The 16770-nt window shown below is 41.5% G+C and carries 7 protein-coding genes; 2 read left to right on the top strand and 5 right to left on the bottom strand.

Going from position 1 to position 16770, the window contains the following annotated elements:
- Window position 1 precedes the first annotated feature (1 nt).
- Window positions 2-1777 (top strand): RagB/SusD family nutrient uptake outer membrane protein, encoded by a 1776-nt coding sequence (locus Bovatus_RS21210; RefSeq protein WP_004320977.1) that lies wholly within the window; start codon window positions 2-4, stop codon window positions 1775-1777.
- 6 nt (window positions 1778-1783) lie between these two features.
- Window positions 1784-4879, top strand: coding sequence for a SusC/RagA family TonB-linked outer membrane protein (locus Bovatus_RS21205; protein WP_004301480.1), 3096 nt, complete (start codon window positions 1784-1786; stop codon window positions 4877-4879).
- 255 nt (window positions 4880-5134) lie between these two features.
- On the opposite strand, the gene Bovatus_RS21200 is transcribed toward Bovatus_RS21205, so the two are convergent.
- The 5 genes from Bovatus_RS21200 to Bovatus_RS21180 form a co-directional block, all read right to left on the bottom strand.
- Window positions 5135-5932, bottom strand: a complete 798-nt coding sequence (locus Bovatus_RS21200; protein ID WP_004301479.1) for a KilA-N domain-containing protein — start codon at window positions 5930-5932, stop codon at window positions 5135-5137.
- A gap of 384 nt (window positions 5933-6316) precedes the next feature.
- Window positions 6317-8461: a TIM-barrel domain-containing protein gene (locus Bovatus_RS21195; protein ID WP_004301478.1), complete on the bottom strand. Its 2145-nt coding sequence runs from the start codon at window positions 8459-8461 to the stop codon at window positions 6317-6319.
- A gap of 1031 nt (window positions 8462-9492) precedes the next feature.
- Window positions 9493-12174, bottom strand: coding sequence for a family 78 glycoside hydrolase catalytic domain (locus Bovatus_RS21190; RefSeq protein ID WP_004320978.1), 2682 nt, complete (start codon window positions 12172-12174; stop codon window positions 9493-9495).
- 9 nt (window positions 12175-12183) lie between these two features.
- Window positions 12184-13590: an SGNH/GDSL hydrolase family protein gene (locus Bovatus_RS21185; RefSeq protein ID WP_044918361.1), complete on the bottom strand. Its 1407-nt coding sequence runs from the start codon at window positions 13588-13590 to the stop codon at window positions 12184-12186.
- A gap of 45 nt (window positions 13591-13635) precedes the next feature.
- A complete protein-coding gene (locus Bovatus_RS21180; RefSeq protein WP_004301474.1) occupies window positions 13636-16725 on the bottom strand; it encodes a discoidin domain-containing protein in 3090 nt (1029 codons plus the stop codon).
- Window positions 16726-16770: the final 45 nt, after the last annotated feature.

The raw sequence follows: 16770 nt of genomic DNA, 5'->3' as shown, positions 1-16770 counted from the left end.
TATGAAACAAAATAAATATGGCACATGGGCAGTAGGAGCATTTATGCTGTTATTGAGTGCTGCCGCATGTACAGACAGTTATGAGAGTACGCCTGTAGATATGTTTACAGAAGATTACCTCTTCTCGAAGACCGACTCCAACGGAACTGTAGTACGTAAATACCTCAACCGCATCTACTATTACATGCGTAATGGACACAACGGCGTAAATGGTGACTACCTGGATGCCGCTTCCGACGATGCGCTCTCTGTTATTTCGTCCGAGTCCGATGTATACAAACTGGCCATCGGACGTTACAGTGCCTCCAATTTTATTAACTCGGATATGATTTGGAGCGACCCTTATTTGGTGATTCGCCGCGTGAACATTCTGTTGAGTGGCATTGACGTAGTACCTTTCAACACTACTTACACTGATGCACTCGGTAATACACGCAGGCTCAATGATTCTATGAAAGCCGAAGCCCGGTTCCTGCGTGCTTACTTCTATTTTGAATTGGTGAAGCGCTACGGTGGAGTGCCCATTATCGGTGATAAAGTGTACGAATTGAACGAAAACATCGAATTGCCACGTAGCACGTTCGAGCAATGTATCAAGTATATTGTAAGTGAGCTTGACGATATCAAAGATGACCTTCGTTCGCTGCCACTACCTGATGCCGCTGCGAGCGCACACGTAGTAAACACACAGGCAGCCCAGGCACTGAAGATTCGTGTATTGCTCTATGCAGCAAGTCCGTTATTCAACGAAAAGCCCATTGAATCTGGTAATGAGTTGATAGGATATGCCTCTTATGATCGCGAACGTTGGAAAATAGCAGCCGATGCCGCCCGCAACTTTATTAACACGTACGGAACAGGTGACGGAGCTATCATGGGACTTGACGATAATTTCAAGAATGTATTTACCAATTGGTATTCAAACGAACATAAAGAAGTTATCTTCTTCCGTGAAAACGCAATGGATAAGACGGTGGAAACAGCTAACGGTCCATTGGGACTTAGCGGTGCCAAACAAGGAAACGGCCGCACCAATCCCACACAGAATTTAGTCGATGCCTTTTTAATGAAAGACGGTCACTTTATCAATGATAAAGGTAAATATGAATACAATGAACAGCTTCCTTACGCACAACGTGATCCACGTTTGGAATATACCATTATACACAATGGTTCGTCATGGGTGAACTCTACGATGGAAACATGGCAGGGTGGAGCCAATAATCCTCTTGGTTCGTCGTACTCGCTCACGAGTTATTACATGCGCAAGTTTATGGGTGATTTCGAAGCAGCCAACGAATATCAAGACACACAACACAACTGGGTGATGTTCCGTTACGCCGAAATACTTCTGAACTTTGCCGAAGCCGAAAACGAATATTTGTCTACTCCTTCACAAGCTGTATATGATGCTATCATCGCCCTGCGCCGACGTGCAGGTATCGAACCTGGTGAAAAGAATTTGTATGGACTAACAACCAATGAGCAGACACACAATTTGACGCAAGCCGAAATGCGCAAAGTGATTCAGAATGAACGCCGCATTGAATTGGCTTTTGAAGAGCATCGCTATTGGGACATTCGTCGTTGGCGACTTGCCGAACAGGTCTATGCACAGCCTATTCAAGGAATGTACATCACTAAATCACAGACTTCCACGACCTATGTTCCGCAAGCTGTACTCAATGTACAATGGGACAATAAACGTTATTTCTATCCGATTCCTTATTCGGAAGTAATAAAAAATAAGAATATGGTTCAAAACCCTAATTGGTAATATCTTATGAAAAGAGTAATTATAACATTCTTGTGCCTCCTCTGCATTGTACAGGCATACTCCCAATCGTTTACGATAAGCGGTACCATTATTGATGGGGAAAGCAACGAACCGCTTATCGGAGCTGGTATTCTGGTAAAGGGAGCCGGAAGGGGTACCATCACCAATATAGATGGAAAATATTCGCTGGAAGTGAAACGTGGCGAAACATTGGTATTTTCGTTTGTGGGCTATCAAAATCAGGAAGTCGCAATAACAAATCAGCGCACACTGAATATCGCATTAAGGGTTTCCGAAGCCAACAACCTGAACGAAGTTGTTATCACAGGTCGCGGCAGCGCGAAACGTATCACTTTGACCGGTGCCGTGAGCGGTATTCAAGCCAACGAATTACGTAGAGTTCCTACAAGTAGCTTACAGAATACATTATCGGGTAAACTGCCCGGCTTCTTCAGTCAGCAACGTTCCGGTCAGCCGGGAAAAGATGCTTCCGACTTCTTTATCCGTGGTGTCAGTTCCTTGAATGAGGACGGTAACAAGCCGCTTATTATGGTTGATGATGTGGAATACAGTTACGAACAGCTGTCACAAATCAATGTCAATGAGATTGAAAGCATATCTATTTTGAAAGATGCATCAACGACTGCTATTTATGGTATCAAGGGTGCTAACGGTGTGTTGGTAGTCAAGACACGTCGCGGTGAAGAAGGAAAACCTGTGATCCATGTGCGTGCAGAAGCCGGCGGTCAGATACCTGTCCGTAAACCCAACTTCTTAGACTCATACAACACCGCCCTGTTAGTCAACGAGGCACGTACTAACGATGGTTTGACTAAAATGTTTACACAACATGATTTGGAACTGTTTAAAGACGGTTCCGACCCATACGGACATCCTAATGTAAACTGGTACGACGAAGTGTTCAAAAAATCGGCTATGCAGTCGAACATCAATGTCGACGTATCGGGTGGTACCAAACGTTTGAAATACTTCGTATCCGGGGGGTATTTCTCACAAGGTGGTTTGGTTCGTAACTTTGCTAAAGCGGATGACGATGTGAATACCGGCTATTTTTACCGCCGTTTTGACTACCGTACCAACTTGGACTTTACTGTTACTGATAATCTGACTATGCGTCTGGACTTCAGTTCGCGCTTCATGAACATCAACGAACCGAGTAGTCTGAATGCTACAGGCGAGATTTACAATTTCACCGCCATGCACCCCTATTCGGCACCGGTACTCAATCCGGACGGATCGTATGCTTATCTTTCAGATGTGGACGGTTACGGACCTACATTGAATGCACGTTTGGCTAACGAAGGTTACACGCGTACACGCCGTAACGATAACAACATTCTCTACGGTGTGAACTGGAAGATGGATTGGCTCACCAAAGGATTGTCAGCCAATGCTCGTATTGCTTACTCTACCATTGACGAAGTCTTCCGCAAAGTAAACCGTGGAAAAGATGCGTACCCTACCTACCACTACGATCCTACTACGGATCAGTATAACATCAACCCCAACCGTAAATATGCTTATTCACAGTATGCTCTGACGGCCGGAACCAACCAGGCTGTGAAAAATCTGGATGTTCAGGCCTCCATCAACTATGCACGCATATTCAATGGAATACATGACGTTAGTGCCACGTTGCTGTATAGCCGCCAAAGCCGTACCGTAGAAAAAAATCCAGACGATACAGGAGAAAAGATTCCCGAAAACTTTCAGGGTCTTACCGCTACCGTAGGTTACAAATATAAAGATAAATATCTGGTCGACTTCAATGTTGCATACAACGGTACCGACCGTTTTGCCGAAGGACACCGCTACGGAATATTCCCTGCTATTGGTGTGGGTTGGCGTATCTCCGAAGAATCGTTCTTCAAGGATAACATTTCTTTCATCCAACTATTGAAAATCAGAGCTTCGTATGGTATTGTAGGTTCGGACGTAGCTATGGGTAACCGCTACCTTTACAACCAGATATATACAGCAACTGATAATGCTTATAATTTCGGACAAAGCGATGTCACTTCCACTGCTATTACGGAAGGTGACCTTGGCAATAGCAGTGTGACATGGGAAGAAGCCAAGAAGTTTGATATAGGTCTCGACTTCAATGCATTCGACCGCTTCTCATTTACTTTCGACTGGTTCTATGACAAACGATACAATCAGCTTGTGAAACGCAATGACATACCGCAGATCTTAGGTGTGGGTACTTCACCTATCAACGTGGCACGCACCAGCAATATGGGTTTCGACGGACAGATTGGTTATCAAGACCGTTTCGGTGAGTTCAACTTCAATACCAACTTCGTATTCTCGTATGCTAAGAATAAGGTAGAATTTAATGCCGAAGCACAACAAAGATACGATTGGTTGTCGGCAACAGGTCGTCCTATCGGTCAACCATTCGGTTACACTTGGATAGGTTATTATACACCTGAAGAAGTGGACTTGATTCATGCAGGAGCCGCAAATGCACCGGCTGTGCCCAATACCGACGTTCCTATCCAAGCCGGCGACTTGAAATACAAAGATTTGAACGGAGACGGTGTTATCAACGACTTCGACAAGGGAGCTATTGGTAAGCCAAACTTACCCAACACCACGTTGGGATGGACAATCGGTGGTTCGTGGAAAGGATTGTCAGTGAGCGTACTCTTCCAAGGTTCGTTCAACTACAGTTTCTCGGTAAACGGCACAGGTATCGAACCTTTCAAGAGTCAATTCCAACCTCTACACCAGAAACGCTGGACATTAGAACGCTACCTGAACGGTGAAGCCATCGAATTTCCGCGCTTAACAAGCAATCCGTCGACTGTAAACAGCGCAGCAGCGTATATGTCCGACTTTTGGTTGATTGATGCTTGGTACATCCGCTTGAAAACCATCGACGTCTCCTATCAAGTGCCCACAAAAGTGTTGCCTTCATGGCTTACAAACCTCCGTGTCTATCTCAATGCTTACAACATGTTTACATGGACAAGTTTTGATAAGTATCAACAAGACCCGGAAATCAAGTCCAACTCCGCCGGTGATGCATACATGAACCAGCGCGTGTTTAACTTAGGAGTACAACTTACATTCTAATAAACTGATAAATACTCATAGTAGTATCAATGAAAAAGGGGATGCGTCTTCATAGATGCATCCCCTTTTTCATTGATAACACATTGTAAATCAAGCATTATTATTTGATAGGAAGCCGAATCCGTACATGTAGGGGTACATGGCTTGCCGTAAACGAAAACGTCCCACTCCACACACAAGTCGGTGTGCGGAGCGGGACGAAAACTATTATAGTTGTCGTGCTAAAAATCTATCGGTTCATTCTGGTAAAAGCAGCTACTTGAGGTACTTCTTGTTTACATCTTCCAGTATCTGCATCTGCTGGATAGCTATCCGGTTCAGCCGGACAAGCCTTTCGTGCTGAGGAAGTCCTTCTCCTATGAATACGGCATTCAGATTCTCCATGTTCGAGAGACAAATCAATTCGTTCACCGTGGCATAGTCGCGGACGTTTCCTTTCAGGTCGGGATGCGCATCGCGCCATTCGAGGGCAGTGAGGCCGAACATGGCAACGTTCAGCACATCGGCTTCGCTGGCGTAGATGCGGGAAGCTTGTTGTGGTGTGACTTCTGCCGGGATAAGGTTTTGTTTGATAGCATCGGTGTGGATGCGGTAATTTATTTTCGACAGTTCTCGCTTGGCACTCCAGCCCAGTTGCGCGAGTTCCTGCTCCTTAAGGCGCTGGAACTCGCGGACTAAATAGATTTTAAATTCAGCACTAATCCACATTCCAAATTCAAATGCGATGTCCTTGTGTGCATAGGTGCCTCCATATCTTCCGGCTTTCGCTTGAATACCGATAGCATGGGTCTTCTCCACGTATTCTTTCACGCTGATTTTGAAACTGTTCAACCCCGACTGATTTCTAATTGTGGCGAATTCGCCATAATTAAATCCTGGGTTATACAACCGCTCCCATATACCGAGGTATTCCAGTGTATTCCTGTTTCTCAGCCAGTCTGATATGAAGAAATCGCCATCTTTGGCTTTTAGCATGTCAGTAATGCAGATATAATCTTCGTTATTAATAGACACTACATTGATGTCTGTAGTCAATACTGTTATTTTGGTCATCTTGTCTTCTCCGGTTAAACGATGGGCAAAGGTACACTTTTCCCTTCAATCCCTAACACATTATTTATGAATAGTTTTCGTTTACAACAAGTCAAAGAACGCGTCAGGTGAATAAAACAGAGCCTCTGTTTAAGTGAAACGAAGCCTGCATTTCACTTAAACAGAGGCTCTATTAAACGAATATAGAGGCTCTAAAAAAGAGACTGAACTCATCTCTCTTTTTTGCTTTCGGTTCGCTTTCAGTCAAAAACCTTTTTTACTGATGTTTTTGACTGGAAGCTATTTTTAGTAATCACATTTGGATTATAAGGATGAAGTTTAGTTCTAAACAGTACAAAAAGAAGATGGTTAAATAAACGAACTCCTCATTTATTGTATTCTCCTTTACAATTTCACTGTAATGCCTTTAGCTATATCACCAGAAGATTTATAAGTATGGCCAGCATGCAATACTTCTACCTTTATCATTCCAAAATCAATTTGGTCTTCCCCTTTATCGTCTGTCACTTTTACAATAAGATGATGCCCGTCTACTAACTCTGCTTTAAAAGTTAGCTGTTTATAATCTCCTTTCTGAAATCCCCATCCATCTCCTTTGTCCCAATACAGAGAGCCTTCCGCTCTGCCATCCTCATCCGGGCAAACAACTAAAGTCAATGGGTCGAATGAATTTTCATTCACATTCTGAATTATTTTGCCTACTGGAATAATAGAACCACCTCTCACTTTTAATTTAGCCTGATATTTACCTTTTGTATCTCCTTTAACCAAAGATAAATTTTCCCAAATTCCTTTGGGTAGAGAAGGATTCTTTGCAAATGCAGGAATTATCAACAGGTCTGTCCCCAACATGAAAGCTTGCTCTTCAGCACGCAAACTTTCATCTTTCGGATCGGCAAAGAAAACCGGAGCCATCACAGGCTGTCCATCTTTATGAGCCACATGAAAAGCAGTGTAGAGATAAGGCAGCAAACGGTAACGACGTTCTAATGCCATGCGTGATTCCTTTTCTATATCTTTAGTAAATGCCCACGGTTCCTTGTTATTTGTATCACAGGAAGCATGTCCTCTGGAAAAAGGGAAAAATGCACCGAAGCCTAACCAGTTTCCCCACAAATCGGGAGTCGTATTCCCAGCAAATCCACCTATATCCGGACCATTGAAAGGCTGACCGGACAACCCCAATGTAATAGACATCGGTACAGAAAGTTTCATCTGTTCATAAGTAGCTTCGTTATCGCCCGTCCACATGGCTGCATAACGCTGTCCGCCAATAATATTGGAGCGGGAAAGAAGAAATGGACGTTTGCTTGGATTAGCAGCCATCATGCCATTATAAGAAGCTTCGACCATCAGACGACCATAAGCGTTATGATACATTAAATGGCTACCAATAGGTAAATTGCCTCCTCCTAAATGAATATTGTTCTCCGGCATCGTTCCCCCAGGACCATCAAATACAGACGGTTCATTCATATCATTCCAAATGCCATCTATTCCATTAGCCATAAAGTCTTTATAAAGTCCGGACCACCAAGTGCGCGTCTCCGGACGGGTAAAGTCAGGAAATGCGCAAGCACCCGGCCATACTTTCCCGTGAAACTCATTACGATAGATATCACAAACAAAAGCATTTTGCTCTTTTCCGGTTTTATATACAAAATAGTTATCATCCACTTTTACGCCTGGATCTATCATATACACGGAATGGAATCCATTATCATGCAGATACTTATTCATGCGCTTCGGATCTGGAAAATCCCTGTTATTGATCGTGAATACACGGAATTCATCCATATAGTTGATATCAAACCATATTACATCGCACGGTATCTTCTTTTCACGAAAAGTATTGGCAACTTCTTTCACTCTAGCTTCCGGCACGTAAGAAAAACGAGACTGATGATAACCGATTGCCCATCTGGGAGGCATACTTATAGTACCGGTCAATTCGGCAAGTCCTTTTAATACTGCTTGCGGAGATTCACGATCTATGATATAAGTACGAAAAGGTGCTCCTTCAGTATTAAATTCAATTTTATCTGAATTAGTAATCAATTCAGCCTTCCAAAAACTATCAAACAATACGCCAAATGCTGTCCCGTCCGGACGAACACCCAATACCCACGGATGCGTTTGATACAGACGTGAGCCACCATCAACCCGATACATACCATTATCCGTATTCCACATTTTAATCTTTTGCCCATTACGCAGCAACGGACCGGTCACTTCACCACCTCCATACAGACTTGTTCCGGCTGGAACATCCAATGAGGCATTTGCCTTGCCATCAGTCATCGTAAATTGAGGAACTAATTTCCAGTTTTCCGGTACTCCACCTTTCTTTTCCGGTTCATGGGAAAGAATTAATGAAGGCGTACGGGAAACATCATACCCTACGGGGATAAATTCTACAATTCCATTTCCTACCAGTGTTACTTTTTCTGTTTTTATATTACCTGCCCAAGCTACCTGAGCCGTAAAGAAGAAAACAGCCATTTGCAATAACGATATTCTTTTTCTCATTTAAATATTATTTTAGTTATTAGTTCCGCCAACGGATTTTAGTCTGGCAATTGCATAATCAAAAGCTTTGAAAACAGTCCTCATGATATCATATTTTCATTTTGGTCAAACAGGATTTCCAGCAACTCCTCCGGTCACTCATAAAAGAAGAATAAACAGACCGGAGGAATATTGGGAATTTCAAACACCAATCCTAACTTTTTACCTATATCTATTGAACTTTATACTATGAACGCTTGAAATTTAAGAAACCACTAAAGAGAAATTTAAAAAGAATCATATAAAAATAATAATCAAAGCGATTAACTTCAAGTCCATTTACTGGACAATTTTCCTAAAGTTAATTTTGTTTCTGCACAGACTTAAATTAAATGATAAATTAGTTTATTACGGTGCGTTTTTAAATGTATCAATAAAAAATTCAGCAGCTTCTAGAGAAGATTTTTCATTTTCCTTTCTCATATTCTCATAGGTGACTGATAAACAGCAAATAATCAAATAAATAGCTTATGAGAAAGACTTTCTAAGACGGCATTTCTCATAATACGCCTTCTATTTTAGCTTAAAATTCACCTTATTCTCATAGTATTTCAGAGTATTTCTCATAGTTAAATACTATCTTCTCCTTTTTTCTGGTTGAAGATAAACTGTAGTTCCGATTGTCCCATATATTATGGGAAAATGTTCCCTAATATTATGAGAATTTATTCCCACAAAATAAGAGAATCTTTTCCCTACTAGTAGGGAACACTTTCCCACAATATATGGGACAAGGAGAATATGTACTTCCCTGATAATGGTTGACTAGCTGTTTCTTTATTCTTGTATAGGTTGATTAGAAAAACACTATGAGAAATGCATCCAACAAGTATGAGAAATAAGGTAAAATACGGGGTATTTGACGGAAAAACTATGAGAAATACCATCTTAAAAATCATTTCTCATAGTCTATCCTATTAGTCTTCTGCCATTTATGATTAATGAATGAGAATATGAGAAATGAAAATCATAAATACACTCTAGTAGGGTATCTATTTCAAATTAAATAGAAAATCATAATGCCCTGCTTCTACATCAACAGTCTGCTCCTTAACGCTCACTTTCTTCTTATTCTTTTTACATGAGACAGCATTATTAGGGATGCAAACTGTAGCCGTTGTTCCGGCAGGAATTGTCAATTGAAGATTCAACTGATTATCATCTTTCAACTTCCAATTAACGGCAATTGTGCCATAAGGTGATTCTTTCGTTACTTTTGCCCAGGTCACACCGTTTGGAATTTGAGGATCGACATAGAAGTGACGATATCCAGGGTTAGCCTCGTCAAGACGTATTCCTCCTACAGCCTGATAAAACCAAGTACCAATTCCATTGTAACAATTGTGCACACGACTTCGTTCTCCGCTCCAATATTCCCAAGTCGCTGTCGCACCATGGTCAATCATATATAGATAACCGGGATAATCACGTTTCTTCATCATTTGATAGAAGAAATCCACTTGTTTATTCCGAACAGCCCATTCTGTCAAAATAGGCACTCCAACCAAACCTACAGCAATATGTCCTTTATATTTTTCTTCGGTCATGGCAACGACATTCTCTTTCACTTTATTGTACAAAGAATCAGGTACAACACCTACCAACATAGGATAGCACATATCCAACTGTGAACCGGTAGAATAGATCCCTTCATCCTCACGGTAGAATGTCTGATGAATCAACTTGTTGAGTTTTTCTCTACGGATAGCGAACTCTTCCGCCTCTTCTCTTTTTCCTAATGTTATGGCTGTCTTATACATAGTGCTCAAGCATTCGCTGATAAAACAGTTACTTACCAAATCCACTGAAGCCTGATTACCTGCATCTACTCCCATAGGTGCCAGCCAATCACCCAAATACCAGTCACGGTATTTGGTATCGGGCCAACGTTTCAGCAAACCATCTACTGTATATTTATCAACATACTTAAACCACTCTTTCATTTGAGAATAATATTTCTCAATCAAGCGGGGATCATTATAGTTGACATACGTTCTCCAGGGAGCCTGTACAAAGAATCCGCACCAATACGGACCGCCGCCACCGGCACCCGGATTAGGACCAACATGCGGCAAACTTCCTCCTTCACGCATGGAGTCTCCCCATGTTTGCACCCAGTTTTCAAATGTTGGAGCTACATCGTACATCGTTTGCAAAGACATCGTTGAGGAGTTTCCATCACCACCATATCCTGCACGTTCCAAATGCGGACAGTCTACCATATATCCACTAAAAGTCAGACATTTCATCGTATACTGAATCATTTGGTGAATAGCATTCAAGTCGGCATCCGAACATTCAAAAGTTGCGGTCTGTTTATAATCTCCATAAATCTGCAGAGATTTCATAGCACCTGTTTCCGGTTTTTGAGGAAGATTGGAGATGCGCACATATCGAAAAGCGTGATGATTGAATTTATTTCTGAAGTATTCTCCTTGCTTACCACCAGATATATAAATATCACTTTCACCTTGCTTGTCAAATTCACCGTCTTTCGTCAAATTATCACTATATTCCATAATAACTTCATGACCCGCCGGCAATATAGGCATTTGCATCTCAAACCATCCGGTCTGAACCTTCCCCATATCTACCAGCCAGAGACTTTCACCCAGCTTCTTTACAGACACAGCCTGCAAAATCTGATGTATCTTGTTTACCTCACACATTTGAGGGGAAGCGATATGATCGGGAACATTCACTTTCACAACAGGAGTCCATTTCATTTTGTCTAAAGCATGTGTTGAAAGATCTCGCGGAAGAATCCTTCCATCCACCCTCTCACCTCCAAACTGCAAAGCACGCCAAGTACCTGTATCCGAATAGCCACTTTCACGTCCGTACCATGATCCGTCTGTCTTCGTAACGACTTCCCATTTACCATTTCTCAACACATCCAATTCTGCTTTTACCAGCGGACCTTCATAAGCTGCTCCGAAAGTCGTCGTTTTATACCAACCTTGTCCCAGCCAGATAAGCAAATCATTTTCTCCTTCTCGTAAATAAGGAGTAATATCATAAGTAACAATTAGTGAACGTTTAGATAAATGTGATACAGCAGGGGTCAGAACGTCCTCCCCCACCTTTCTCCCATTGATATAAATTTCGTGATAACCTAACGTATTTACATGCAGGAAAGAAGTCTCGCCCTGAGTCAATTTCACTTTCTTGCGAAGAATAGGAGCACAAATCTTGCCACCTTCAACAGAAGCCCCTATATATTCTCCTTTCATCTGTGACTGATCCAAGATGCCAACTCCAAAACGGGCAACAGGACTCCATGATGAAGCTTGTTTTTTAGCATCCCAAACGCGTACCCGCCAATAACACAAAGAACGAGAAGTTAAAGCCTTTCCCTGATAAGGTACCATAACCGAAGTTTTGGATTTCAATTTTCCGGTATTCCATAAATCAGCTTTATCCTGCACCAACAGAATACTATCCGAAGCTACCTGTATTTCATAATAAGTTTGCCCGCCTTTCCAGCCGTCCCCCTTTAACTTCCAACTAAAGTGAGGAGTTACATTATCAATCCCCAAAGGATCAATAAGATTCTCACATTTTAATTCCGCCAAATAGAAAGGCGAAGTTTTCTCATTTCCATATACTATCATCGACAGACAACAGAAATAACAAATCAAACCTAAACATAGCAATCGTTTCATTCTATTCATCTTCTATTATTATTCAATCCTTGCCAGCCTCACTTTATGAGTGACAGGTTTATTGATTTTATAAATTGTTTCAACGAGACTCTTCATATAATTGCTCCAAACCTCCCGTATTTCGGGATTCATCGCTTTTATATACCAATCGTAGCTCATCCTAAGAAAACCATCTTTAGGCAAGTATTCTTTTAGCTTATCGATAGCTTTTTGATCATCTGCAAACAGTAATCCTTCCTTTTTCAGGAATGAATATTCAGTCCATAAGTATTCTCTGAAACGTTTCTCCACTTCAAACCGTTCCTCATTCAGATACATGATTTTCGCAGCTTGTTGATATTGGGGAGTATTCGGGTAATCTGCCAAATTCACTCCATTCGCCAACTTTTCGGATGAGAGATTGTCAATAAACTGATTGTCTATAGTTAACCGATACATTCCTTTCTCTAAGTTTGTTACCTGAAAACGTTCCTGATTAAACTCTTCCATAAATGGAACCAACTGCATTGCATCACGTTGTGACCTTTTATTTCCCCAGCCACTTCTAGAAATAGAATCCAGCGGATAAGGAAGAGCATACGCCAGATAATCAAAAGTCAGATCAGCTCCGCTCTTTTTTAGTTTTGAAATCTTACAGTTCTTATGGGTTATTACAGATGAATGATGTGCATCAATAGATACTGATGACACTTCATCCCCAGCCAGTCCCTGTGCTTTCAGAAACAAATAGGCCATGACCATCTGTCCGTCATTATCCGGATGAATTCTATCTATCCTGCAGAATGTAAATGTAGAATCTGCCTCCTGCTCTTTTCTGCATATCTCACGCATCGGTTGGTTAAAATCAACAAAACCCCAGCCATTCTTTTTAGCCGATGTACGTTGGGCATCTATGATTTTTAAAATGGCGTTATTCTTATTATGCAATATAAAATTATTAAACCGGGAAGTCTCATCATAAGGAGAACCACCAATCAATACTTTCTTTATTTTATTTTTAGCCAGTAAGCGTTCTTCTATTTCCTGATAGCTTTCCAATGACTTTGCAATCCGTTGTTCCGACAGTTCTTTTGCATCGCCTTTCATGTAAATATCATAACCGGTATCATTCATACCGAAAGTTAGAGTCACATAAGTTGGTTTCCTGTTGAAAACATCATAGTCCAAGCGATCCTTCATATCCCACGCACTCTCTCCACCAATTCCGGCATTCATGATAGTAATCGGTTTATCCGGAAAACGAGTCATGTAATACAACCAGATAAATGAATGATAATGTCCGCCGTGAGTAATGCTGTTTCCTACAAATACCACACGTTCCCCTTCTTCAAACCGGGGTATTGTTGTTTGTGCCTGTAAGTAATCGCAATTTATATAAACTAAAGATAACAACAAGAGTATCCTCATTTTTAGTCTATTAGCCATTTTCTTTATTCTTTTAATCAAACCATAAAGATAACCGTACAACAATCAATCTGCTATATCCAGCTTATTCTTCTCTGCTTTCCCATACTGTTTCACCAATACACTTACGCCTCCTTTCAACAGTTCGGGAGTCGCCTCCATAGTGATAACCTTTTCTTCGCCTGGCATCAACGTCACATAATTATCGGACATAATAATTGGAAGTATTCTTTTCTGCGTAGCCTTATTAACAAGCCTCACCCGATTAGCAAAAGCCACAGTCCCGGAATTGTTCTTTACAACAATCTTCATCTTTCCGTCAGACATCGATTTATCCACCAATCGGCAAGACAAATCGGCCTCTGGGAGTGTATTCAGCAATTTATAATCAAGATCATTCACACCATTCCGCCAATAGAAGTTTTCAGAGATTAGATTACCTTTGGCATCTGTCAGTTCCAACTTGATAAAATGAAGCGGAGTCAGTTCTTCTATCTCTTTTGGTTTCTCACCGTAGATTTCGAATTCGAACAATGAATATCCGAACTGTGTAGCACGGCTGATGCCTGCCAGTTTCACATAACGTGCTGTAACTGGTTCCAATTCAATCTGTTCAGTACCACCTCTTCCATCTTTGTTGGCATAAACGGTTTTCCATTCTTGCGCATCATTCGATACTTGCAGTTCGTATTTCTTAGCACAAGCTGCCTCCCATTTCAAAATAACCTTTTCTATCTTTTCTTCTCTACCAAGATCAATGTATATCCATTGAGGATCACTGTATGCACTTTCCCAACGACTTCCCGCTCCTCCGTCAGTAACCATTGAAGCACTTTTAGAGGCACCTGCTGAAGAAGAAGCTACAGCCTTCTTTCCATAAGCCAGATTGAAAGGATTAAAGTTCAAAGAAAATGCTTCTGCAATGTTGCTGGCTGCCACATCGACCTGTTTTGTCTGTCCGTATGCAGGCACTTCTTTTCCATTCAGGTTGTAAATTGTAGCTTTAGCTATTGCAGCCTTCAAGTCCTTTGCTGTAGTATTTATTACTTTTATATTATTATTAGAAGCATTCCATTGGATATGTAAAGGTTCACAAGCCTTTTTTGCTCCCCAATAAGCACCTGTAGGATCGTAATAATAGTCATAAGTCTGCCATACAAACGAGGGATAAGCCGGATGGCTCATCCAGATCAGAAGTCCGGCTGCATCATTCCACATCTTATCGTTCCAAGCCTCATACATACCTTTCATCACTTCGATATTCAGCATTTGCGCTTTCTCGCAGAATTCTTCCAGTCCGGATGATTCTCCGTACTGTGTGTTCACTGAATTCTTATAATTAACCGGGTTGGCATTAGACGCTTCCTTACCGAAGAAATGTTTGTTCCATACATTGTCATCATCATTCTTCAACTGCTCATCAGTAGGCAGAGGCCACCAGTCTTTTTCCGGGATAAACTCTTTGATGCTTTCAAATGTGGGGAAAGTGGCCGTTCCTATTTCTGTACGCATACCGTAACCGTGATCAATACCGTATGGATAAGCCGGTGTATTAAATGCCAGATTACTGCCTGAAGTTTCAAAATGGTGTCTTGGAGGTTGATTTCCCCACCAACCACTTCCGGACAATCCATCCTGATTGGAGCAAGACTTATACATACGGTCATTATTGTCCTCCTTCGCAATCATTTCACGCAGGTAATTATCCAAATCAGGTGCCGGATGCGTTTCATTTGCTCCACACCAAATAGCAATGGAAGGATGGTTTCTAAGACGTCTGACTTTATCAAGGGCATTCGCTTTAAATGCTTCCGGTTGCGCCACGTCATTGTATGCTACATATAACCAGAAATCATTCCATACCATAATCCCATATTTATCACAATAATCATAAAACTCATCATCAGTAACACACCCTGTCCATAGACGGATCATATTGTAATTCATTTCCTTATGAAGTCTGATTTTCGTTTCATACTCTTTACCCTGACATCGAAGCAGATATTCGCTCATTCCCCAGTTTCCACCTTTCAGATAGATCTTCTGTCCGTTGATAAAGAATGTAAGAACAGGATATCCCACTACATTATCGACCATTTTATACTCATACTTCTTGATACCGAATGTCATTTCTTTTACATCCGACACTTTTCCATCTACAGAACAAGTCAGCTTACAAGTATAAAGATTGGGATCACCATAGCCATTCGGCCACCAAAGCCTCGGATGATCAACAACCAATTGCGCTATATCATCTTTGTTAATAGATAGTCTGGCTGTTGTTCCTCCTTCTACCCGAATGTCTTTAGAGAAAGAAATATTCCCCGGCTGAATCACTCCGGATACAACGACTTCTTTAGGGGAAGAAGAAGCATTTCTAATATCTGTTGAGACAGAAAGCTCTGCTTTCTGCAAGGTCGGTAACTCTGAACGTACCCAAGGATCTTCCATCACTACATCTCCTGTTACCACAAGATAAGCATTGCCTGTGATACCAGCCAGACGTCCCGGAACGTATGGCATCCAGTCCCAACCGGCACCAGCCAGATAACTGGGGCTACACGCAACTCCATACGGGTCTTTAGCCTTACGCGTCTTTTTCTGATCGGCATCGGTAATCAGAACAGCTATCACATTCTTACCGGATTTCTTTATCAAATTAGTTACATCAAACTTCGAACGTAACATGTGACCGCTTACATCTTTAGTAGATGCTTTTGTTCCTGATATCTTCTCACCATTAAAATAGAAATCGGCAAAGCGGTTCGTATTGTCGAAATGAAGCCATACCCGCTTCCCCTCCGAATAAGAAGACGGGAGTTCGAATTCCGTACGATACCAGAAAGGACGGTTATAAAACGTTTCGTCTACTTTATAAATATTATCGGCATAATTAGGATCTGGAACGATTCCTGCTTCAACATAAGCAGTAAAAACAGTTCCGGGAACCACACCTTTAACGTAATCGGACATTTTAAATTCCGGAGTAGAAATCTGCTCTCCGGTTATGTTCTCTAAATCTGCCTGGGGTTTCACTTCCCAGATAATCCGAGGATTAGAGCTGTTCAAAGACATCCATGTACTCTGCTCTGCACACCCTGTCTGGATTAGAGCACATATAACCGATATAATGATAAGCCCAAGTTTATTCATCATACTATCAAGATTTTAAAGTAACAATTTGTTTTAGAGTATGTTATT

The sequence above is a fragment of the Bacteroides ovatus genome (genome assembly GCF_001314995.1).
Classification (GTDB): Bacteria; Bacteroidota; Bacteroidia; order Bacteroidales; family Bacteroidaceae; genus Bacteroides; species Bacteroides ovatus.
This window is presented reverse-complemented; position numbering and strand designations above follow the sequence as displayed.